Source organism: Vibrio sp. BS-M-Sm-2, from assembly GCF_041504345.1.
GTDB lineage: Bacteria > Pseudomonadota > Gammaproteobacteria > Enterobacterales > Vibrionaceae > Vibrio > Vibrio satsumensis.
On record NZ_CP167894.1, the window covers coordinates 47,755 to 70,274 of the forward strand.

Sequence of the window (22,520 nt, forward strand, 5' to 3'; positions counted from 1 at the left end):
GATAAAATAGCAAAACATGGAGGCATTTTCTTACAATGCCTCCTTTTTTTAATATTCCCCTTGTTTTATTGGCGCTCAACCTTTAGATATAGACAGTTAAAAAATAATTACGCATAACGATCAAAAGGAACCCGTCATGGCACATACACCTCAAGCCAAGTATCGTAAAGATTATCAATCACCATCTCACACTATTTCTGAAATCGATCTTACTTTCGATTTGTACGATTCAGCATCCATCATTACGGCTGTGTCTAGTGTTAAGCAAGAGAAAGATAGCTCGACCTTAGTACTTGATGGTGAAGGCTTGAAGTTGGTTTCTGTTTTGGTAGAAGGTAAAGCGTGGACTCAGTATGAGCAGTCTGAAACTCAACTGACACTGAACGATTTACCAAAAGAATTCACATTAATGATCGTTACCGAAGTTAATCCTGAAGGGAACAGCGCACTTGAAGGATTGTACAAATCAGGTGGTGCTTTCTGTACTCAATGTGAAGCGGAAGGTTTCCGTCGTATTACTTACTACATGGATCGCCCAGACGTACTGGCGAAATTCACCACAACGGTAATCGCAGACAAAGCAGAGAACCCGTTCTTATTAAGTAATGGTAACCGTGTAGATGAAGGCGAAGTTGAAAATGGTCGTCACTGGGTGAAGTGGCAAGATCCACATCCAAAACCAGCGTACCTGTTTGCACTAGTAGCCGGTGATTTCGATGTACTTCGTGATGCTTACACTACGCAATCAGGCCGCAAGGTTGACCTAGAAATCTTTGTCGACAAAGGCAACTTAGACAGAGCTAACCACGCGATGGTTTCTTTGATTAACTCAATGAAGTGGGATGAAGAGCGTTTCAACTTAGAATACGACTTAGACATCTACATGATCGTAGCCGTTGATTTCTTTAATATGGGCGCGATGGAAAACAAAGGTCTGAACGTATTCAACTCGAAATTTGTTCTAGCGAATGACCAAACTGCAACGGATACAGACTACCTAGGTATCGAAGCGGTAATCGGTCACGAATATTTCCACAACTGGACCGGCAACCGAGTGACTTGCCGCGATTGGTTCCAACTAAGCTTGAAAGAAGGCTTAACGGTATTCCGTGACCAAGAGTTTTCTTCGGATCTTGGTTCTCGTGCAGTAAACCGTATCAACAACGTACGTATTATCCGCGGTCCACAATTCGCAGAAGATGCGAGCCCAATGTCACATCCAATTCGTCCAGAAAAAGTGATAGAAATGAATAACTTCTACACTTTGACAGTGTACGAAAAGGGCAGTGAAGTGATCCGTATGATCCACACATTGTTGGGCGAAGATGGTTTCCAAAAAGGTATGAAGCTGTACTTCGAACGTCACGATGGTACGGCAGCAACATGTGAAGATTTCGTGGCAGCAATGGAAGATGCATCAGGTGTTGATCTGTCTCAGTTCCGTTTATGGTACAGCCAGTCTGGTACGCCAACGCTGTCTGTTGAAAGTCATTACGATGCAGATAAGAAACAATACACGTTAACAACTCGTCAAGTAACGGCACCAACACATGAGCAAGCTGAAAAACAAGCCCTGCATATTCCTCTAGACATCGAACTGTACACAGCGACAGGTGATGTGATTGAGTTACAATGTAACGGCAAGCCTGTTCACAATGTATTAGATGTGAAAGAAGCTGAACAGACTTTTGTGTTCGAGAACGTAAGCGAGAAACCAGTGCCATCATTGCTGCGTGAATTCTCTGCACCAGTAAAACTTGAATACGACTATTCAGATGACGAGCTGATCTTCTTAATGGTGAATGCGTGCAATGAGTTTTCTCGCTGGGATGCGGGTCAAATGCTATTGGCTAAGTACATTCGCAGTAACGTTGAGAACGTTCAACAAGGTCAGAAGTTTGAATTATCAGAGTCTGTTGTTGATGCATTCCGCGGCGTACTACTGAGTGATTCGCTAGAACCTGCATTCATCGCAGAAATGCTTTCATTGCCAAGCCACAACGAAGTATCAGGTTGGTATGAGCGTGTTGATATTGATGCGGTTGCATCTGTGTTGAATTCAATGAAGGTAACACTGGCTACAAAACTTGAAGACGAACTGGCTGCGGTTTATCACAGCAATGCACTAGCGGAATACACAATCGATCACGATTCGATTGGTAAGCGCACTTTGCGTAAAGTTTGCCTAAGTTACTTAGCACATACAGAGCAGGGTAACAATTTGGTTGTTGCAATGTACCAGCAGGCAAACAACATGACAGATACAATGGCAGCGATGGGCGCGGCAAACAGCGCACAACTGGCATGTCGTGAAACTTTGATGGCAGATTACAGCGACAAGTGGAAACACGACGGCCTTGTTATGGATAAGTGGTTTGCATTGCAAGGTACAAACCCAAGTTCAAACGCACTTGAAGTTATCAAAGCGTCGATGTCGCACCAAGCGTTCAGTTTGAAGAACCCGAACCGTACCCGTAACTTGGTCGGTTCATTCTTAAACATGAACCCGGTTCAGTTTCACGACAAGTCAGGTCAGGGCTATGAGTTTGCAGGAGAAATCTTGCGTGAACTGAACAGCAGCAACCCGCAAGTGGCTTCACGTCTGATTGACCCGTTACTTAAGTTCCGTAAGTACGATGATGAACGCCAAGCTCTTATCAAAAAAGAACTAGAGACGTTAAAGAACATGGACAACCTAGCAAAAGACTTGTTTGAGAAAGTGACGAAAGCACTAGAGGCTTAAGTCAGCAGCAGCTCATTCAGGTAAACGGTTTGCTATAACTAAAGGTCATCAGTGGTAGAGAATATCTACCGCTGATTTTTTGTTTCTGGTTCATCGAATTTTCGATAAGCTAGAGCAGTTTCAAGCTCAGTTTCACAGTCAGACATAGTTAAGTGCCAAAAAACACCGGCACTGTATATTTATACAGGTATCGTATGAATCGCTATATTTTCCAACTTAACATCTCATATCAGCAGTTTTTGGCCAGCTATTCTGGTGCGGCAAGTAAAGTTCAAGTGATAACAACAACAGGTTTACGTTTGCAGTTACCTGCAACTCGGTTCAGACCATTTCTTACACAAATAGGGGTTAGAGGGCAGTTTAGGCTGACAACTGACCAAAAAAATAAGTTTATTAAGTTAGAAGCTCTGTAAACCTTGGCGTGCCTAGTGAGTTAAAAGGAATCTTAATCACATAATCAAACATTTCACCTCTTACCACCTCCAAAACAATTAACTATTTTTCAATAATGCTTTTACAATAAATGAATGCATTACCTTTGCTTAACTCGTTAGTAGAAAAGCGCTCAACGGCACGTTTCAAACATCAGATTAAGTGATCCCCCTAATAATAAAATATAATTCTAATTGTGGAGTGTGACTATGACCGCACGTGAAACTGTGGTTCCAGTTTTACTTGAAAAAGTTTACAAGCTGATTCAAGACAAACTTGACCTTGCTCATCGACCTCTCGTAACTCAACTTGCTCAACACTTGTTTAGTAACGTTTCTCACGACGATCTGACTCAGAGAAACGAATCCGATTTATATGGTGCTGTAGTTAGCTTATGGCATCACATCAATGAAAAGAAAGCCGACGAGATCTCTGTACGCGTTTTCAACCCGACGGTAAGTCGTCAAGGTTGGCAGTCTACTCACACTATCGTTGAGATAGTCGTTCCAGACAGCCCATTCCTTGTTGATTCTGTAAAAATGGCACTTACTCGCCTAGACCTTTCTTCTCACCTTATGCTTCATAACCCAACACAAATCTCTCGCTCAGATAAGGGCAGTGTTGTCGGTGTTAGCAATAACGAAGGTGCATTCCAATCGCTTTTCCATATCGAAGTAGACCGTCTTAGCAGCAAAGCTGAAATGACAGCGCTCAAAACGGAACTGCTGGATATTTTTACCGACACTAGCTTAGTCGTGAACGATTGGTTGAAGATGGTTGAAAGACTTGAAGAAGTGACCAATCAAGTTGAACAGCAGAAAGAGACGATTCCAGTAGACGGCCAACGCTTTGATGAAACGTTGGCGTTTCTTCGTTGGTTAGGTGAACACAATTTCACATTCATGGGTTATAAGGAATATGACTTAGTTTCAGTTAACGGCGACACTGAGCTGCAACCGACCAAGGAGCAAGGTCTTGGTTTGTTTGCGAGTTCAGATCGTGTACGCAACGTTAAGTTGTCTGAGTTTTCTGATTCGGCACGCCTTGAAGCAAAAAAACCGTATGTACTTATCGTAACCAAGGGCAACACGGCTTCACGTATTCACCGCCCAGCATACAATGACTACATCGGTATTAAGAAGTTTGATAAGAACGGTAAGGTCATTGGTGAGCACCGCTTTACTGGTCTTTACACATCTGCTGTTTATAACCAAACCGTTGAAACGATTCCTCTCGTCCGCGAGAAAGTAGAGCGTATCTTAGACGCGAGTGGTTACCGTGAAGGTTCATACTCTTACAAAGCGCTGCACAACATTCTTGAAAACTACCCACGTGACGAACTGCTTCAAGCTCGAGAAGAAGAGTTACTTGAAGTCGGTACGGGCGTAGTACAAATGCAAGATCGTGATCTTCTGCGTTTGTTTGTTCGCAAAGACCCGTTTGGCCGTTTCTTTAGCTGTATGGTTTACGTAACAAAAGATCGTTACAACACCGAGCTTCGTCGCCAAACACAGCGCATCTTGAAACAGTACTTTGGTTGTGAAGAAGAGGTTGAATTTACAACGTACTTCTCTGAAAGCCCACTAGCAAGAACGCACTATATTGTTCGTGTTGATAACAACAACATGGATGTGGACGTGAAAACAATTGAGCAAAATTTAATGGAAGTATCGTCTACGTGGGATGACCGTCTATCTGAATCAATCATTGCAAACTTCGGTGAAAGCAAAGGTCTTCCATTGTCGAAAGAGTACATGCGTGCATTCCCACGTTCGTACAAAGAAGACATGATGCCAGGTTCTGCAGTTGCGGATATTGAGCGTTTAGAAGCACTAAGCGAAGACAACAAACTGGGTATGCTTTTCTACCGTCCTCAAGAAGAAGCAGCAGATTCAAAAGCCGTTCGTTTGAAGTTGTTTTACCACAGTGATGAGCCCATTCACCTTTCTGATGTTATGCCAATGCTTGAAAACTTTGGCCTACGCGTTATCGGTGAATCTCCATATGAAGTGCGTAAAACCAACGGTGTGACATATTGGATCCTTGATTTCTCTATGCTGCACAAGAGCGACAAGACCATTGATCTTCGTGAAGCGCGCGATCTTTTCCAACAAGCTTTTGCGGCAATTTGGGCGGGTGAGTTAGACAGCGATGGTTTCAACCGCTTAGTGCTTGGCGCTGGTCTTTCTGGCCGTGAAATCTCAATCTTACGTGCTTATGCTCGTTACATGCGTCAAGTTGGTTTCCCATTTAGCCAACAATACATTGAAGACACATTGTCTCATTACCCAGAGTTAGCGAAAGGGTTAGTAAGCCTATTCGGCAAGCGTTTTGACCCGAAACTGAAGGGCAGCGCAAAAGGCCAACAAGATCTTATTAAGAAGATCACTGAACAGTTGGATCATGTAGAGAGCTTGGATGATGATCGTATCATTCGTCGCTACATGGAAATGATCACTGCAACGCTTCGTACTAACTACTACCAAGTAGACGAAAACAAACAGTCTAAGCCTTGGTTGGCTCTGAAAATGAGACCAAGCGAAATTCCAGATATCCCAGCGCCGGTTCCTGCGTTTGAGATCTTCGTTTACGCACCAGACATTGAAGGTGTGCATCTACGTGGCGGTAAAGTAGCACGTGGTGGTTTACGTTGGTCAGACCGTCAAGAGGACTTCCGTACTGAGATTCTAGGCCTAGTTAAAGCGCAACAAGTTAAGAACACGGTTATCGTACCGGTCGGTGCTAAAGGTGGTTTCGTTTGTAAGCGTCAACACACCATGTCTGGCCGTGATGAGATCTTCGCGGAAGGTCAACGTTGTTATAAGCGATTCATTCGTGCATTGCTAGACGTTTCAGACAACATCATTGAAGGTGAGGTTATCCCACCTAAGAGCGTTGTTCGTCACGATGAAGATGACCCGTACTTGGTTGTTGCTGCCGATAAAGGTACAGCGACATTCTCAGACCTAGCGAACTCAGTAGCTGAAGAGTACAACTTCTGGTTAGGTGACGCGTTTGCCTCTGGTGGCTCTAACGGTTACGACCACAAAGCTATGGGTATCACGGCGAAAGGTGGCTGGGAATCTGTTAAACGTCACTTCCGTGAAATGGGCATCAACTGTCAAAGCACAGACTTCACTGCCATTGGTGTGGGTGATATGGCAGGTGACGTATTTGGTAACGGCATGCTGCTATCTAAGCATATTCGCTTACAAGCTGCGTTTAACCACATGCACATCTTCATTGACCCGAATCCAGAATCAGCGTCCAGTTGGGTAGAGCGTGACCGTCTGTTTAATCTGCCTCGTTCAAGCTGGGAAGATTACAATAAAGAGCTGATTTCTCAAGGTGGTGGCATCTTCTCTCGTCGAGCGAAGTCTATCTCTTTAACGCCTGAAATTCAGAAAATGTTGGGTACCAAGAAAGCATCAATGGCACCCAATGACTTGATCAAAACGATCTTGTCTATGCAGGTTGATCTACTTTGGAATGGCGGTATCGGTACTTACGTTAAGTCTTCTAACGAGACTCATACTGATGTGGGTGACCGCGCAAATGACGTGCTACGTATTGATGGCCGTGACCTGAAAGCTAAGGTTGTTGGTGAAGGCGGTAACTTGGGTATGACTCAGTTGGGTCGTATTGAATACGCTCTAACGGGCGGTCGAGTTAATACTGACTTTGTTGATAACGTTGGTGGTGTAGATTGCTCGGATAACGAAGTTAACATTAAGATCTTCTTGAATGGCTTGGTGTCTAATGGTGATCTAACCGTTAAGCAACGTAACCAAGTTCTAGAATCTATGGAAGACGAAGTAGGCGAAATCGTACTAGACGACGCATACTGCCAAGCTGAATCTATCTCTGTTACTGAGCATCAAGGTGTTGGCTTAGTAAAAGAGCAAATCCGCTTTATCCACACAATGGAAAAAGCAGGACACTTAGACCGTGGTTTGGAATACATCCCAGATGACGAAACGCTGCTAGAGCGTGAGAAGCAGGGCCAAGCACTAACAAGACCTGAATTATCAGTATTGATCGCTTACGGTAAAATGGTCCTAAAAGAAGATCTTGTGAGTGATGATATTGCGAATGATGAGTTCCATGCTCAACAACTGATGCAATACTTCCCAACAGAGTTACGCCGTAACTATTCTCAGCACATGGATAACCATCCACTTCGTGCAGAGATCATTGCGACTGCACTTGCTAACCAAATGGTTAACGAGATGGGCTGTAACTTTGTGACTCGCTTGCAAGAAGAGACGGGCGCGAACATTGTTGATATTGCGAATGCTTACGCGGCATCACGTGAAATCTACGGCCTGGGTAAGGTATTGAAGAGCATCCGTGAACTGGACAACATCTCAAGTTCTGAAGCTCAATACGAATTGCTTTACCATGTACGCCGTACGCTTCGTCGTCTAGCACGTTGGTTACTAAGAAACCGTACGGGTAAACAGTCAGTGAATGCATTGATTGAGCTTTACCAAGGTGATGTAGTCGCGATTACTGAGAAGCTGGATGAAAACCTAGTAGCTTCAGAAGTAGAAGAGCATCAAGCAATGGCTCAACTATGGATTGACCAAGGTGTCAACGCTGAGCTGGCTAATTCCGTGGCTCGTTTGTCTAGCTTGTACTCAGCACTGGATATATCCACAGTGGCTCGTGAAACAGGTAAAACAGTACAACAAGCTTCTAAGCTTTACTTCAACCTCGGTGATCGTTTGTCACTGCATTGGTTCTTGAAGCAAATTAATGGCCAAGCTGTAGACAACAACTGGCAAGCACTGGCGCGTGCAGCATTCAGAGAAGATCTGGATTGGCAGCAACGTCAGTTAACTGGCCAAGTACTTAACTGTGGTTGTGCTTCAGACATTGATGTAATTAAAGCGCTTGATGACTGGATGGAAAGTAACTCTGTTTCCCTACATCGTTGGGAAAGCATCTTAAACGAATTCAAAGTGGGTTCGGTTCATGAGTTTGCTAAGTTCTCAGTAGCATTGCGTGAATTGATGCTGTTGAATCTAAACTGCATGTCAAAAGACTAGTCACTAGATAAAACGAAAAAAATAAGGGCAGGCCATAAGGTCTGCCTTTTTCGTTTCGGTAAAGTGGGATCCATTGGTCTAACGATTTTTGAAGGGGCAATCTCGACGCACACGTTGTTTGTTGTTAAGTGAGTTGCTTGTTGTTAAGTGAGCTGGTGGCCGTAATGTGGTAAAGGCAAGAAATGAGCTAATAACCTGAAGAAACGATAACGTTTGCTTAATAATGAACCGCATTCGTTAGCAAACTCGATTATCTTACCCTTACAGACAGTAATAGATTGAATAGTTGGGTAAATAAGTAAATAATATCGCCCCGTTTACACGGGGCTTTTTTCTATCGGAGGCACAATGCTTTACCGTCTAGCCAGAACTGGCTTTTTCCAACTTGATGCCGAAAAGGCACATGATCTAGCAATTCAAAATTTCAAACGCTTCACAGGCACGCCTATTGATCTTTTGTATCGCCAACAATTACCTCACCGACCTGTAGAGTGCATGGGTCTTACTTTTAAAAACCCAGTTGGCCTTGCTGCCGGCCTAGATAAAAACGGCGAATGTATTGATGCGTTTGGTGCAATGGGTTTTGGTTTCGTAGAAGTAGGGACTGTTACTCCGCGTCCGCAAGCGGGTAACGACAAACCTCGTTTGTTCCGTCTTGTTGAAGCTGAAGGTATCATCAACCGCATGGGTTTTAATAACCTAGGCGTTGATAACCTTGTTGAGAATGTTAAGAAGTCGAACTACGACGGCATCTTAGGCATCAACATCGGTAAGAACAAAGACACACCAATTGAAAAGGGCGCTGAAGATTACTTGATCTGTATGGAGAAGGTATATCAATACGCTGGTTACATTGCTGTGAACATCTCTTCACCAAACACTCCAGGACTTCGTTCTCTTCAATACGGCGAAGCACTAGACGATCTATTGTCTGAACTGAAAACGAAACAATCTGAACTAGAAGAGAAGCATGGTAAATATGTTCCTCTTGCTCTTAAGATTGCTCCGGATCTAAGTGACGATGAAATCAGCCAAATTTGTGAATCATTGATCAAAAATAAGATCGATGGTGTGATCGCAACGAACACAACATTGGATCGTTCAATCGTTGAAGGCATGAAACATTGCGATGAAGCAGGTGGCCTAAGTGGACGTCCTGTTCAATCTCGCAGTACTGAAGTAGTTCGTAAACTTCACGAAGAGCTGGGTGACAAACTGCCGATCATTGGAGTAGGTGGTGTTGACTCATATGTTGCTGCAAAAGAGAAAATGATGGCAGGCGCTAAGCTTGTACAAGTTTACTCTGGTTTCATTTACAAAGGTCCAGGCCTTGTAGGCGACATCGTTAAAAATCTTTAAACGGCAAGACGCTTTTATTTCTGAAAAGCGACAATCTGGCATCGTCTTAATAAAAGAGACACTGTAACTCACTGAGTTGTAGAGAAAAGCGACAAGAAAGAGGAATTCATTTCCTCTTTTTTTTGCCTATTGCTCAGTAAAATTACTGTAATTGAAGGTAATTTTGCGTTTTACCTAATGGAATGGTTCAACAGTGTGAGACGAAATGATGCTTAAACCTAGCGATACATGGAGTTGGTATTACGATGAGCAGCAATGTTCATTAATGCTAAACCTCGGAGAGGATATGATTTTCAAAACGAATCTGGTCCGTAATAAGCTGGTGGACTGCGCGTTTAGAGATAATGAATTCACCGTTGATGACGCATCTTCATACCAAACCTTCAAAGAACAAATTTCTGGCTTAGAACTGTCTGAGCCTCGCCAAGCTGAACTTGCACTCTATTGTGTGGCAGCAAAGCGCTTCCATAAGCCTGTACAGCCTAAGAGTTGGTTCTTCGACTCACAAGGCACTGGCCATGAATATCCTCAAGAAGGGGATATTGTACAAATGAATAACGAGCATAGCTTAGGGTATTTCATTGTATTAGAAGTGGGAGAGTGTGCGAGCCTATGTGCATTTGTCGACCTAGAAGAGTTCCTATTAACGCCTTCAAAAGGGCTGCGATTTGGAGACTCAATCAAGGTGATGCACGATAGAATGGTAGACGCGAACGCTATCCTTCATCAAGCACACATAGCGATGGTGGGTTAACCTCCAATCTAGTACATCATTTCTACCACGCATCGCAGCACACAAGCGTATAAACCTTCCTCAGAATCGGCTTAATAGCCGATTTTTTTGTGCCTAAAAAACCTCACCCTGATAAATACATCACTGCTTAACCATTTAAATAGTGAACTTACGACTATTTTTTCACCTTAATTTCTGCCTGTTTTCATCACCAGAAGAGTAAATTCCCCGTCTTTATTCCCTGTTTATGGTCTTTTGTAGCTAAATTTCACCCATAAATTACCACTGGTATATACCAATTTTAAAGTGAATATAAATTCACACTGCTACTTTGGTTAAGAAATGGTCCGAAATGGAGTTGGTTTGATAGGTCTTGTGTTCTAAGGGGATGTGGGTAAGCGATCGCTTCAAGACTGTGCATTTGCTAGCCAGTTAGTCGAAAGATTCAATGAAAAGACGTGTTTAGTGTGATGCTCTAGTTACAAATTCAGGTATAATCGAGCTCATTTTTATCAATAAAAGAACACTATGAATCAATATCTAGCGGTTACCTCAAACGGCCTTGAGAATTTATTAGTTGAAGAACTAACCCAACTAGGGATTACAAACGCAAAACCTGTTCAAGCAGGTGTTAAATTCAAAGCGACCAATGAGCAAATTTATCGTTGTTGTTTGTGGAGCCGTTTGGCTTCTCGATTTGTACGTGTCCTTTCTGAATTCACTTGTATGGACGACATGGATTTGTACCTATCAACCACTGCGGTTAACTGGGTAAATCAATTCCATAGCTCTAAGCGTTTTGTTGTTGACTTCAATGGTACGAACAACGAAATCCGTAATAGCCAATACGGTGCGATGAAAGTAAAAGATGCCGTTGTCGATTGCTTCGAGAAGAAGTCTTTGCCTCGTCCTTCTATCAGCAAAGAGAACCCAGATGTTCGTATTCACGTTCGTCTACACCGTGATAAAGCGATTCTTGGTGTTGATATGGTGGGTAGCGGTCTTCACCAACGTGGTTACCGTCCAGAATCAGGTCGTGCTCCGCTGCGTGAAACGCTAGCTGCTGCAATCCTTCTTCGTAGTGGTTGGGATGCAACGAAACCTTTCTTAGACCCTATGTGTGGTTCAGGTACGTTAGTGATTGAAGCTGCAATGATGGCTGCAAACCTAGCACCAGGTGTTAAACGTCAGAAATGGTGCTTTGAATCACTAGAAGATTTCGAACCTGAGCTTTGGGCTGAAGTTAAAGCAGAAGCTAACGTTCAAGGCCGTCGTGGCGTTAAGAAAGTCGAATGTAAGTTCTATGGCTACGATAATGATGAACGCATGATCAAAACAGCGCGTGATAACGCTCGCCGTGCTGGTGTTGAAGAGTTAATTGAATTCGAAGTAGGTGATGCTGCAAAACTTAAGCGTCCTACAGAGTTTACTGATGGTGTGATTGTTTCTAACCCACCTTACGGTGAGCGTCTCGGTACAGAGCCGGGTCTAATTGCACTTTACACGGCATTCGGTGCACAACTTAAAGCTGAGTTTGGTGGCTGCAACGCGTCTATCTTCTCTAGTTCAGACGAACTACTTAGCTGCTTACGCATGCGTGCAGACAAACAGTTCAAATTGAATAACGGTGCGTTACCGTGTCACCAAAAGAACTACTCAATTTCAGATCGTCCGATGTCAGAGCGCCCAACAGGCGAACAAGAACAATTGATTGCACCTGATTTCGCGAACCGTCTTAAAAAGAACATCGGTAAAATTGGCAAGTGGGCTAAGAAAGAGCAGTTAGATTGTTACCGTATCTATGATGCTGACTTACCTGAATACAATGTAGCGATTGATGTATACCCAGGTCACCTTGTGATTCAGGAATATGCAGCGCCTAAAGATGTACCGGAAGAGAAGGCAAAACGTCGCTTAACCGATATCATCCGTGCTTCTATTCAAGTAACAGGCGTTGAAGCAAATAACGTGGTTCTTAAGGTTCGTCAGAAGCAGAAAGGCCGTTCTCAATACCAGAAGATGGCTCAAGACTCGTCTAACCTAGAAGTGAACGAATACGGCGTTAAGCTGATTGTTAATCTTCATGATTACCTAGATACAGGCTTGTTCCTAGATCATAAGATTACTCGTCGTCGCATCGGCGAGATGGCTGCAGGTAAAGATTTCCTAAACCTGTTCGCTTACACAGGTAGTGCATCTGTTCATGCTGCTGTCGGTGGCGCACGCTCTACAACAACGGTTGATATGTCGAATACCTACCTTGAGTGGGCAAAGCAGAACATGGAGCTTAATGGCCGAGTTGGTCGCCAACATCAGTTTGTTCAAGCTGACTGCTTACAGTGGTTGGTTAAAGAGCAGGGTTCTTACGACCTGATCTTTATTGATCCACCTACGTTCTCAAACTCAAAGCGTATGGATCAATCTTTCGATGTTCAACGTGATCACATTCAGTTGATGGAAAACCTCAAGCGTCTTCTTCGTGAAGAAGGCACGATTGTGTTCTCTAACAACAAACGTCACTTCAAAATGGATCTAGAAGGTCTAGAAGCGTTAGGCCTTAAAGCTCAGAATATCTCAGCTAAGACGCTTCCATTGGACTTCTCTCGCAATAAGCACATTCATAACTGCTGGTTGATTACTCATAAGTAGTTAAGAGATTGTATAAGGATATATAGTGCTGACTCTCTACAGTACAGAAGGGTGCCATCTATGTGAGATGGCATTCCAACTCACGGAACAGTTAAATATTAGCCATCACGTCAACGTTGTCGACATTGCATTCGATGATGAGCTCTTTTCCCGTTACGGGGTCACTATTCCTGTGCTCAAATTTGAAAGCTCTGACCTTTCTCAAAGCTCAGAGCTTAACTGGCCATTTGGCTTGTTAGAACTTAATGATTGGTTAAAGAAAAATGGCATTACTTACAATTCATAATGGGCAATTAGCGTTTGGCGATCACCCATTATTAGATCGTGCGGACTTTGCGCTGCAAGAAAACGAACGTGTGTGTTTGGTAGGGCGCAATGGTGCAGGTAAGTCTACATTGATGAAAATCCTGTCTGGGAACATCATCATGGACGACGGCAAGATGCAAATAACACAAGATGTGGTTGTATCTCGCCTTGAGCAAGATCCACCGCGTAATGAAGAAGGCACCGTTTATGATTACGTTGCTGGTGGCCTAGCGGAAATTGGTGAACAGTTGAAGATCTATCATGATCTTCTGGATCTCATTGGTACTGACCCGAGCGAAAAGAACCTAAACCGTCTTACTCGCGTTCAAGAGCAACTGGATCATGCGAATGCATGGCGCTTTGAAGATCGCGTAAGTAACGTATTAGCGGCACTTAAACTGACTGCTGAAACAAAGCTGACGGATCTATCTGGTGGTTGGCAACGTAAAGCGGCCCTTGCTCGTGCACTTGTATGTGACCCAGACGTTTTACTTCTAGACGAACCGACTAACCACTTGGATGTTGCGACTATTGAATGGTTAGAAGGCTTCCTGAAAGACTTCCGTGGTTCAATTATCTTTATCTCGCATGACCGTGCTTTCATCAAATCGATGGCAACACGCATTGTTGATCTTGATCGCGGCAAACTAAGCTCGTTTCCAGGTGATTACGAAAACTACCTAGTTGAAAAAGAAGAAGCGCTACGTGTTGAAGAGATGCAGAACGCGGAATTCGATAAGAAGCTCGCTCAGGAAGAAGTATGGATTCGTCAGGGTATTAAAGCTCGTCGAACTCGTAACGAAGGCCGTGTACGTGCGCTTAAGAAGCTACGTGAAGAACGTTTGAATCGTCGTGAAGTGCAAGGAAAAGCGATCATCCAAATCGACGATGGCCAGCGTTCAGGCAAGATTGTATTTGAAGCTGAGAACATTAACTTTGGCTTCGAAGGCAAAGAGATTGTTAAAGACTTCAGCTTCAACATTATGCGTGGCGATCGTATCGCTCTTATTGGACCTAACGGTTGTGGTAAGAGTACGGTACTTAAACTGCTTCTTGATCAGCTTAAGCCAGATTCAGGTCGTCTGCATTGCGGTACTAAGCTTGAAGTCGCTTACTTCGACCAATACCGTGAAATCCTAGACCCTGAGAAGTCTGTAATTGATAACCTAGCGGATGGTAAGCAAGAAGTCACTGTAGGCGGCCGAGAGCGTCATGCACTAAGCTACTTACAAGATTTCTTATTCTCTCCAAAACGTGCTCGTACTCCTGTTAAAGCACTATCTGGTGGTGAGAAAAACCGCCTGTTATTAGCTCGTATCTTCCTTAAGTCGAACAACTTATTGATTCTTGATGAACCAACCAACGATCTAGATATCGAAACTTTGGAACTTTTAGAAGATTTGCTTGCCAACTATCAGGGTACGCTTCTTTTAGTGAGCCACGATCGTCAGTTTGTTGATAACACAGTTATGACAAGTTGGATCTTCGAAGGTAACGGTGTGATTGAAGAATTTGTTGGCGGCTATCACGATGCTCAGCAGCAAAGAAAGCAAGCATTAGAGTACCGACAGGTTGAAAAGCCATCAAAGCCTGAGAAAGTAGTTGAGGAAACTCCCAAAACTGCGCCAGCTAAGGCTAAACCTAAGAAGTTATCGTATAAGCTACAACGAGAACTAGAAGCGCTACCAATGCGTTTGGAAGAATTGGAAACTCAAATTGAAACTCTTCAGGAAGAAGTCAACGATCCAAGCTTCTTTTCAAAATCTGTAGAGCAGACACAACCAGTTTTAGATAAGCTATCTGCAGCAGAGCAGGAGCTTGAAGTTGCTTTTGAGCGCTGGGAAGAGCTCGAGGCACTACAACAGGAAAGTTAAGAAGTAATAATGACTTGTACTAAATTTAAATTAACAACAGTTGCAGCATTAGTCTTTGCTGCAACTAATGCGAATGCTGCGCTCTACCAAGTAGTAGAAGTTGCCACTCCTAGTTCAATTACGGGTGCTTCAGAAACCTTTGGAGTGGCAATTCAACCAGCGACGGTAACCGGAACAGAAAGTTGTTTTACTACCGGCACTGTTGGTAATGTTGCATGTGGTGACTTTAAACTGGCTGGTGAAACTCGCGATACTCTTGAAGCTGTAAGTTATCGTGAAGAAGTTCCTTTCGCAATGGACGCACCGTTCCAATATATTCAAGAGTTTGATGATTTCGAAAACTATTGTTACCGAGAGTTAAGATATTCTACTTGTGAGAGTTGGGCTCAAAATCGTTGGAATGATACGTGGAGCAAGGAAAGAAATGACTTGAGTTACGTAAATGCCAAAGCCTTTGTTGAAGGTGGTGAGACATTTACGACTCGAAATACTGTCATTAACTCACTATATGCCAAATCTGCGACAGAAGTTGAGCCTTTGGGTGTTAAATCAGAAGGCGGTATCCGTAATAATGCCCTTCATACAGATTCAGTAGCTCCTGCAGGCTCTTCGGAAACTCGTGCATGGCGTGCGATAAAAGCGAGTGACGGCAAAGTTTACAATGTAGGTAGTGTCTCTGAAGAGTTTGATCCGACTGATACATCTGAACCAGATAAGGCCTTTGCTTCTAAAGCCGCTATTTGGGATGGCACCACAACAAAACAAATCGATTGGATACGAAGCGGCAATGCTCAACAGGGAGACTACTTTGCTCAAGGAAGTATGCGCTCAATTGTCGAGTCGAACTCTGTTTTTTACGGTGTAGGCTATAACACAGCAGATGGTAATGGTGATCTACAAGATATGAATGCCTCTGTATTCATCAGTAAATCTTTGGACCTAGCTGATAGCAATAACACATGGACAACTAGACAGATTAGCGGTGCAGAGGTTAAGTCTGGTTCATCGAATGACGATGCTAGATACAGTAACTCCGTTGCGACTGATATTAACCAGAATTTGTTTGCTGTTGGTTATTCTAAGCGTAATGGTTATGTGCCAGAAAGTGGTAGTGCGGGTAACAAGATTTTTGTTGTAACTGATGCTAAAAACCCGACAGCAACGTATTTGTCTGGTGGTATCTTCTTCGGCGGTTCGAGCGGTGAAGCTAAAGCAGTTAACAACTTTAATGAGTTTGTTGGCCAAATAGATGCAGAAACCACTCGTGAGGTTGATGGTAGTGAAAGAAGACACAGAGGCTTTATATATCCTTATAACGTATCTTCATCAACTGAAGCTCGTCGTGTAGACATCTTTAATGGTCAGGCTTGGTGGCTAGATGATCTAACAAATGGTGCAAACGTAGATGGGCAAGATTACTCTGATGCTAACAACTATTTCCGTGTTATTGATGCGACAGATATTAATGATGCTGGTGTAATCTCTGCAACCGCAATTAAGTGTACGGTTGGTGGCAAGGCACAAGCATATGACACAACTTCTCACAACTCATACTGTGGTGGCGCTGCGTCTAACGCGGTAGAAGAGGTGGTAGCCGTTAAACTGGTTCCAATTGCTGGTGCTACTAAAGCTGATATCCAAGCTCGTAGTGCCGATTCAGAAAAAGTTGATCGCCAAGGTGGTAGCCTAGGTTGGTTAACTTTGACTGTGCTTGGTCTGTTAGGGTTCCGCAGAAAATTTAAATAATTTTATCTCTTGAGCCCGAGTTCACAATTCTGAACTCGGGCTTTTTTTCGCCTTGAGAAAAGTGAAAATCTGATCGATTCTTAAAGTTGGAGTCACAAAAACTCCGCAAAGTTGTAATCATTGTATGTTAGTAAATGGAACGCCCGTATGAGGACTGCACTATGAAGAGACAAAAGCGTGATCGACTAGAACGAGCACAATCTCAAGGCTACAAAGCTGGTTTAAATGGTAGGTCGCAAGAAGCTTGCCCATATAGCCAAATGGATTCTCGGTCTTATTGGTTAGGTGGTTGGCGTGATGCCAAAGATGATAAGCAATCTGGTCTCTATAAATAGATAGGCCGCAAAGAATTAAAGGTCAGGGCTCCATTGTTTGTTGATACAACAGCTGGAGCCTTGTTAGTTTCAGAACAATACAAAGATTACCAGAGCTTTTTAGCATTCTAGTTTCGCTATTATAAGCGTATCGCTGGTGGATTTATTCTGTTTCAAATAAAGATGTGATACTTTAATGCACTATAACTAAATTTATTGGAGTGAAAATAAAGCAGCCATGGGCTGCTTTATTAAAAATCTAACTAACAGATTAGAATGCTGACGTATCTTGGAAAAGGCCAACTTTCAAATCTTTAGCAACGTAGATCTCTTTGCCATCAACAAGTACGCGACCATCCGCAAGGCCCATAACTAGGCGGCGGTTAACAACACGCTTCATGTGGATCTCGTAAGTTACTTTTTTCGCTGTAGGCAGAATTTGACCAGTGAATTTCACTTCGCCAACCCCTAGAGCACGACCTTTACCTTCGCCGCCAACCCAACCAAGGTAGAAGCCAACAAGCTGCCACATAGCATCAAGGCCTAGACAACCCGGCATTACAGGGTCACCTGGGAAGTGACAATCGAAGAACCATAGGTCAGGAGTAATATCCAGCTCAGCAAGAACTAAACCTTTACCGTAATCACCTTCAGTTTCAGACATCTTAGTGATGCGATCCATCATTAGCATGTTCGGTGCTGGTAGTTGAGGGCCTTGTGGCCATAGTTCGCCTTGGCTTGATGCTAGAAGCTCTTCGCGAGTGTAAGAATCACGTTTGTTTTGCATTATCAATTACTCCGATTTTTGATAGGTGCATATTAGTGAACAGGTGTACGCTAAACAAGTCCGATCAGTACTAGACAAACCAGTTTTTAATGCGTCCAACAATTCCAATAGGGTGCTCATGTCTTTCAAAGTTTTCAATACGTTCCGCGATTTTGCTCAGAACGCTTTCTTGTTCATCGTCTCTAAATGGCTTGTTCATAATGAGAGGAATTGCTTCATCTACATTAGACACAGACCAAATATGGAATTCTTCATTTTTAATGCTTTCAATAAGGTCTGGCTTCAGTGCAAGGTGCCTTAAATTCGATCTTGGAAGGATCACGCCTTGTTCGCCAGTTAAGCCATTGTGCTTACACACATGGTAGAAGCCTTCGATTTTTTCGTTTAGCCCACCAACCGCTTGTACACGACCAAATTGGTCCACTGCACCAGTAACCGCAATTTGTTGATTGATAGGGTATTCAGACAAAGCACTAACCAGAGAACACAACTCCGCAAGAGAAGCACTATCGCCATCTACTTCGCAGTAAGACTGCTCAAATACTACGGAAGCTGCGTATGGTAATGGATCTTCAAGGTTTAGTGCGCTGCTCACAAATGCTTGCATGATCATCATGCCTTTAGCATGAAGATTACCACCCAGCTCGGCTTTGCGCTCAACATCGGCAATATCACCATCACCAAAGTGAATAACACAGGAAATTCGTGCAGGTTCACCATACGATATTGGGTGTCCCGGTACATCGATGACCGTCAATCCATTAACTTGACCAACTTGTTCACCTTCAGTTTCGATAATGACTTGGCCATCACGAATATCATCAAGGGCGCGTTCTGGTAGATAAGATTCACGGTTGTATTTGTGCTGTTGAGCTTGCTGGATATGGTGAATATCAATCTCACCATTGTCGGCTTCAATCAAAGCTTCGTTCAATAACGCATTGTGCCAAATAGGGCACAGTGGGATATAGCTTTGATCTTCGGTTTCTCTTGCTCCGGCAGTAAGAATGCCAGTCAACGCTTGTTGCGTGATGTTTGGTAATTCATAGCGTTGTTGAAGCCACTTAAGGTAACCAAGATATTGAGTCAGAGTGTCTTCTGAGAGCTTAATGTCCTGTTCAATTTCGCTGAATAGGCAAAAACCGGTTTGAATATCGCTGTCTAGGTAATCAAGGTCACCTAGTTGAGCTCTGTCTCCAACTACAATTAACTTAATATTGTAAGTAAGAGGTAAGGTTGGCGACTGATTCAAGTGTTCAGGGTTACTGCTGATAGGCTCTACAGCTTCACCAAGCAGCGCAGATTTAAGCAGTAACCAGCTTCCTGGGTTTGCCAAGATCAGGCTTGCTGAAACGATCAGATAACCGTTGTTTGCTCTAGCCAGTAGGCCAGGTTTTGTCGCAATAACCTTACCGTCTTTCGATTGAACTTGGTCAAACAGAGAGGCAGCATTTAAAGACTCAGTTTTGATAACCGGCAGAGTGTGATCATCTAAAGCAGTGACTAGAGGTTCAACAATCATTTGACGATAGATTGAATTGTCCGGAGCATTTACCAGTAAAACGCGCGAAAGGTTAGACAAGCGAACAAAGCGGGTTAGCGCATCTTTGAATCTATGTTGAATATCTGAAAACGGGAAAGGCGAGATGTCAGGGAATTGCTCTAATTGAGCGCTATATTCGTCGTACTGAGGCGTAACATGTCGCCAATCTACTTGAGTCATTTAAGTTTCTGATTATGATAATGAGGTAGGGAGTATATAGAAAAACCGATCTCGCTTGTAGCTCTATGTGGTAGTTACTAATCACTAAGCTAATATAAGTATGATCTTGGTCTATTCTTTCAAGACAATAATTGTGAAATAACCCATTCTGGGTTACGCTGTCACTAGGATTAACTCTCGAGATTAGACATGAAATATCAGCAACTTGAAAACTTGGAATGTGGTTGGAAATGGAACTATCTGGTCAAAAAGTGGAAAGAAGGTGAATCGATTACTTGCCATATTGATTCAAGTGAAGCTGACGTTGCTGTTCAAGCCTTATTGAAGCTGGAACACCAGCCTACGGGTGTTCTTGAGTGGATCTCTAACAACATGTCTCTTGAGCTCGATAACAAGCTTAAACAAGCGATCAGAGCTAAGCGAAAACGCCACTTCAATGCTGAACAAGTTCACACCAAAAAGAAATCAATCGACCTTGATTATCGTGTATGGGAAAAGCTATCTCAACGAGCGAACGAGCTAGGTTGTACGCTTTCTGACGCCATCGAGTATTTGGTTAGCGAAGCGTCTCGTAGTGAACAGGCCAGCAAGACAGTGACTAGTCTTAAAGAAGACTTAAGCAAACTCCTTTCTGACGATAAATAACCATCAACAGTAGTGGTGACATTATGATGTACGTAATCTTAATCGGTGCGGTATTAGTTTTTTGGTTAGTAGCAGTCGATCGACCGGTATTGAAAATTAAATTTAGCGACGGGGCGATCGAACAAGTTAAAGGGCATCTTCCACCAAGCTTTAAGCACAACCTTCAAGAGATTGGTCATAATAATACCTTTAAAGGTGAGCTAAAAGTGTATGCAAAACGCTCTGGCTATAATCTCAAGTTCACTAAAGATGTGCCTAAAAACGTACAGCAACGTATTCGTAACGTGTTCCCGCATAATGGTTTTAAGTCTAAAGGCTCAAAGAAAGCGTAATTGTTGAGAAATACGCCTTACTTGGTAAACCCTCATACTTAGTTAATCCTTCACTTTCCTTAACTATCTGCATACTGTTCTCACTTCCTAACAGAGAGATCAGTATGAGATATCTAATATTCTTGTTGTGTTTTGTATCCCCATTCGCATTTCCTGATGATGCATTGGTCAACCCTGTAGCCAAAAAGATCAAAGTCACTGTTATGAAAGGCTTCAACAAGAGTAAAGTTGATTTCGATGGCTATTGCGATCTAATGATTGAGATGAAGCACTCTAAAGGCTATACAAGAATTAAGAGGGTGAGAACATCGGGCGATAGTAAGGTTTGTAAACAGGCTAAAAAGCACCTACCAAAGGAGAGAAAGTTCAAATACAGTTTCCCAGAAAAGTATATTCGTCTCCATATCGCAAATTAACGGGTTTAGTGCACTATAACTAAATAACCTCAATTTTATTGAAACAATTTCGTGAACCAATCTCTAATTTCTATTAATATTAGTTTTATTATAAAGGCAGCATATGCCGATAAAGGCAATTAGGGCAAAGGAAAGTTACGGTTGTTGTTAGCAAATAAAAGTTACTCCCCCGAAGTTATTGAGATCTCAAGGAAGGTCACAATCAATGTTGAAGCTCGCTTTAATCGATGGTTAATCTCACCAGAATATAAGCTTGCGCAATCGACAGTAGATACGTTACTAAGTTTGGAAAATAGGTATTGTGATAGCGTCATATTTGATGAATCCGACCGTATCTCTCACAACCAACGTATTTTATTGCGCTGTGAGCAGGATCGAGTCAATGCTCATCGCGAGAAGGTAAATGCAAAACAGCAAACATTACGGTATGTGATAGACGATGTCAGCAATGCCGCTTCTGCGCTTATGCTTGAGAAACTACAAGGAACGCTAATAAGTTCTTTGTTCTCGGAACTGCCAGATTACAATGAATTCGCTAGTGCTGCGTATTCGCCATCCTTAAACTTTTCCAAACTCCATGAAATATCAGCGAAAAGCAGGCCATTGAGCTCAAGTTTAATCGAGTTTGTTTCTAATCGTGAGTTCACAGAAAAGTACGGCAAGAAGTCCAAGGTAATTCTCGATCCAAAAATTGCAGCACGCCAAATAGGTATCGAGAACTGTCGTTTATTGTTCCCATTGTTAATGAGCCAGCAGCTAATTAAATGGAATGATGGCAACATTAAACACATCACACCTAAGGTTTGGCAGCACCTGGTCGTGACGTCAAATGCGACTCGAATTCGACTTCAAGAAACATCGGTAAAAGACCCTAATGTTGGTATTCTACTTGGCGTATTGAGAACTCTCCCTTTGTTTTTGATTTGTAACCACTTTTCTTCTATATTTGAAGATGCATTAGTAAAAACTATGCTCGGTTACCGAGATGCCAGTGACAAGCATGATGAATATTATGCTTGTGCAGAAGTGCTCCCAAACACCCAGTTTCTCGAAACGATGGTAGAGAAATTAGAGCTGAAGTTACTAAAAAACCTCGTTGAATTTGTAGATTGGAGCCCAAGTAATCAGTTTATAAAGAGGGCTCTTCTAGAGGAAGTGAATGATACCCCCGTGCTTGAGCGAACAGTTTATGGTGCTGCTCTGGCCCAAGGTCGAAAGTTTTCTATTTTCGAAGCGTTAGATAACAGCGAACTATTTAACGTTAAGCATCGACCTTATTGGTTTTCTACAGTTCAAATGTCTATAACGACAATTGAACAAATGCAGGATAGGGTGCCTGGAAAACTGACGACGAACATGTAAAAAGGGGAGCCACATTAAATGTGGCTCCCCTTTTTTGTTGCACTGTAA

The 22,520-nt window shown here is 42.9% G+C and carries 16 protein-coding genes; 14 read left to right on the forward strand and 2 right to left on the reverse strand.

Going from position 1 to position 22,520, the window contains the following annotated elements; all coding sequences use genetic code 11:
* The first annotated feature begins 136 nt into the window (after window positions 1–136).
* The 10 genes from pepN (at window position 137) to rmf (ending at window position 17,228) form a co-directional block, all read left to right on the forward strand.
* Window positions 137–2,743: an aminopeptidase N gene (gene pepN, locus AB8613_RS00135; protein ID WP_372384157.1), complete on the forward strand. Its 2,607-nt coding sequence runs from the start codon at window positions 137–139 to the stop codon at window positions 2,741–2,743.
* Between the two features lie 194 nt (window positions 2,744–2,937).
* A complete protein-coding gene (locus AB8613_RS00140; RefSeq protein ID WP_004733645.1) occupies window positions 2,938–3,156 on the forward strand; it encodes a DUF2835 domain-containing protein in 219 nt (72 codons plus the stop codon).
* A gap of 228 nt (window positions 3,157–3,384) precedes the next feature.
* The gene (locus tag AB8613_RS00145) at window positions 3,385–8,226 is read left to right on the forward strand and encodes an NAD-glutamate dehydrogenase (protein ID WP_327783797.1); all 4,842 of its coding nucleotides are present in this window, start codon (window positions 3,385–3,387) and stop codon (window positions 8,224–8,226) included.
* Between the two features lie 348 nt (window positions 8,227–8,574).
* On the forward strand, window positions 8,575–9,585 hold the full coding sequence (gene pyrD / locus AB8613_RS00150; protein WP_017059681.1) for a quinone-dependent dihydroorotate dehydrogenase: 1,011 nt from the start codon (window positions 8,575–8,577) through the stop codon (window positions 9,583–9,585).
* A 205-nt stretch (window positions 9,586–9,790) separates the two neighbouring features.
* Window positions 9,791–10,339 (forward strand): cell division protein ZapC, encoded by a 549-nt coding sequence (locus tag AB8613_RS00155; protein WP_285955041.1) that lies wholly within the window; start codon window positions 9,791–9,793, stop codon window positions 10,337–10,339.
* Window positions 10,340–10,846: 507 nt separating this feature from the next.
* Window positions 10,847–12,967: a bifunctional 23S rRNA (guanine(2069)-N(7))-methyltransferase RlmK/23S rRNA (guanine(2445)-N(2))-methyltransferase RlmL gene (gene rlmKL, locus AB8613_RS00160; RefSeq protein ID WP_372384158.1), complete on the forward strand. Its 2,121-nt coding sequence runs from the start codon at window positions 10,847–10,849 to the stop codon at window positions 12,965–12,967.
* 67 nt (window positions 12,968–13,034) lie between these two features.
* Window positions 13,035–13,253 carry a glutaredoxin family protein gene (locus AB8613_RS00165; RefSeq protein ID WP_017057231.1) on the forward strand — a complete coding sequence of 73 codons (219 nt, stop codon included), beginning with the start codon at window positions 13,035–13,037 and terminating at the stop codon, window positions 13,251–13,253.
* On the forward strand, window positions 13,231–15,147 hold the full coding sequence (locus AB8613_RS00170) for an ABC transporter ATP-binding protein (RefSeq protein WP_372384159.1): 1,917 nt from the start codon (window positions 13,231–13,233) through the stop codon (window positions 15,145–15,147). Before AB8613_RS00165 ends, AB8613_RS00170 begins: the two co-directional genes overlap by 23 nt.
* Window positions 15,148–15,156: 9 nt before the next feature.
* Window positions 15,157–16,893 (forward strand): DUF3466 family protein, encoded by a 1,737-nt coding sequence (locus AB8613_RS00175; protein ID WP_372384160.1) that lies wholly within the window; start codon window positions 15,157–15,159, stop codon window positions 16,891–16,893.
* 161 nt (window positions 16,894–17,054) lie between these two features.
* On the forward strand, window positions 17,055–17,228 hold the full coding sequence (rmf, locus tag AB8613_RS00180) for a ribosome modulation factor (RefSeq protein WP_017059676.1): 174 nt from the start codon (window positions 17,055–17,057) through the stop codon (window positions 17,226–17,228).
* Between the two features lie 250 nt (window positions 17,229–17,478).
* Here rmf and fabA read toward each other — a convergent pair whose 3' ends face one another.
* Window positions 17,479–17,994, reverse strand: coding sequence for a bifunctional 3-hydroxydecanoyl-ACP dehydratase/trans-2-decenoyl-ACP isomerase (gene fabA, locus AB8613_RS00185; protein WP_017059675.1), 516 nt, complete (start codon window positions 17,992–17,994; stop codon window positions 17,479–17,481).
* 70 nt (window positions 17,995–18,064) lie between these two features.
* A complete protein-coding gene (locus AB8613_RS00190) occupies window positions 18,065–19,717 on the reverse strand; it encodes an AAA family ATPase (RefSeq protein WP_372384161.1) in 1,653 nt (550 codons plus the stop codon).
* A 189-nt stretch (window positions 19,718–19,906) separates the two neighbouring features.
* Here AB8613_RS00190 and matP point away from each other — a divergent pair, with 189 nt between their 5' ends.
* The 4 genes from matP (at window position 19,907) to AB8613_RS00210 (ending at window position 22,472) form a co-directional block, all read left to right on the forward strand.
* Window positions 19,907–20,362: a macrodomain Ter protein MatP gene (gene matP / locus AB8613_RS00195; RefSeq protein ID WP_372384162.1), complete on the forward strand. Its 456-nt coding sequence runs from the start codon at window positions 19,907–19,909 to the stop codon at window positions 20,360–20,362.
* Between the two features lie 23 nt (window positions 20,363–20,385).
* Window positions 20,386–20,694 (forward strand): DUF3634 family protein, encoded by a 309-nt coding sequence (locus AB8613_RS00200; protein ID WP_017059672.1) that lies wholly within the window; start codon window positions 20,386–20,388, stop codon window positions 20,692–20,694.
* A gap of 104 nt (window positions 20,695–20,798) precedes the next feature.
* Window positions 20,799–21,110, forward strand: coding sequence for a hypothetical protein (locus tag AB8613_RS00205; RefSeq protein ID WP_146489727.1), 312 nt, complete (start codon window positions 20,799–20,801; stop codon window positions 21,108–21,110).
* Between the two features lie 141 nt (window positions 21,111–21,251).
* Window positions 21,252–22,472 (forward strand): hypothetical protein, encoded by a 1,221-nt coding sequence (locus AB8613_RS00210; protein WP_146489728.1) that lies wholly within the window; start codon window positions 21,252–21,254, stop codon window positions 22,470–22,472.
* Window positions 22,473–22,520: the final 48 nt, after the last annotated feature.

Excerpts from the sequence above, each read along its gene's own strand:
- pepN (WP_372384157.1), top strand. The coding sequence starts at position 137 with ATGGCACATACACCTCAAGCCAAGTATCGTAAAGATTATCAATCACCA.
- AB8613_RS00140 (WP_004733645.1), top strand. The coding sequence starts at position 2,938 with ATGAATCGCTATATTTTCCAACTTAACATCTCATATCAGCAGTTTTTG.
- AB8613_RS00145 (WP_327783797.1), top strand. The coding sequence starts at position 3,385 with ATGACCGCACGTGAAACTGTGGTTCCAGTTTTACTTGAAAAAGTTTAC.
- pyrD (WP_017059681.1), top strand. The coding sequence starts at position 8,575 with ATGCTTTACCGTCTAGCCAGAACTGGCTTTTTCCAACTTGATGCCGAA.
- AB8613_RS00155 (WP_285955041.1), top strand. The coding sequence starts at position 9,791 with ATGATGCTTAAACCTAGCGATACATGGAGTTGGTATTACGATGAGCAG.
- rlmKL (WP_372384158.1), top strand. The coding sequence starts at position 10,847 with ATGAATCAATATCTAGCGGTTACCTCAAACGGCCTTGAGAATTTATTA.
- AB8613_RS00165 (WP_017057231.1), top strand. The coding sequence starts at position 13,035 with ATGGCATTCCAACTCACGGAACAGTTAAATATTAGCCATCACGTCAAC.
- AB8613_RS00170 (WP_372384159.1), top strand. The coding sequence starts at position 13,231 with ATGGCATTACTTACAATTCATAATGGGCAATTAGCGTTTGGCGATCAC.
- AB8613_RS00175 (WP_372384160.1), top strand. The coding sequence starts at position 15,157 with ATGACTTGTACTAAATTTAAATTAACAACAGTTGCAGCATTAGTCTTT.
- rmf (WP_017059676.1), top strand. The coding sequence starts at position 17,055 with ATGAAGAGACAAAAGCGTGATCGACTAGAACGAGCACAATCTCAAGGC.
- fabA (WP_017059675.1), bottom strand. The coding sequence starts at position 17,994 with ATGCAAAACAAACGTGATTCTTACACTCGCGAAGAGCTTCTAGCATCA.
- AB8613_RS00190 (WP_372384161.1), bottom strand. The coding sequence starts at position 19,717 with ATGACTCAAGTAGATTGGCGACATGTTACGCCTCAGTACGACGAATAT.
- matP (WP_372384162.1), top strand. The coding sequence starts at position 19,907 with ATGAAATATCAGCAACTTGAAAACTTGGAATGTGGTTGGAAATGGAAC.
- AB8613_RS00200 (WP_017059672.1), top strand. The coding sequence starts at position 20,386 with ATGATGTACGTAATCTTAATCGGTGCGGTATTAGTTTTTTGGTTAGTA.
- AB8613_RS00205 (WP_146489727.1), top strand. The coding sequence starts at position 20,799 with ATGAGATATCTAATATTCTTGTTGTGTTTTGTATCCCCATTCGCATTT.